Genomic DNA, 254 nt, shown 5'->3' with positions numbered 1-254 from the left:
AATGAACTGCCGTCAAATGAATAGAGGTGGATACACATGCAGCATGAAAAGTCTCTTGAATTTATGCAGATCGCGATGAAATACCTGCCGGAAGCAAAGGCGGAGCTTGAGAAATCCGGCATAGATCTGTCTATGGAAATGATTCAGCCGTTTATGGACCTGTTTACATCGGTCATGGCGGAAGCGTATGAGCTTGGCAGATCTGATGCCGGGGAGCTGAATAAATAAAGAGAGCCACTTTTCATGAAGTGGCT

At 45.7% G+C, this 254-nt stretch carries 1 protein-coding gene; it reads left to right on the top strand.

Annotation, left to right across the window (positions count from 1 at the left end; genetic code table 11):
- Positions 1-36: 36 nt before the first annotated feature.
- Positions 37-228, top strand: a complete 192-nt coding sequence (locus R0K30_RS22690) for a ComZ family protein (RefSeq protein ID WP_003155061.1) — start codon at positions 37-39, stop codon at positions 226-228.
- Positions 229-254 lie beyond the last annotated feature (26 nt).

The organism is Bacillus sp. SIMBA_154 (assembly GCF_046536015.1).
GTDB lineage: Bacteria > Bacillota > Bacilli > Bacillales > Bacillaceae > Bacillus > Bacillus pumilus_P.
Note: the sequence above shows the minus strand (reverse complement) of the source record. Positions and strands in the feature narration are given on the sequence as shown.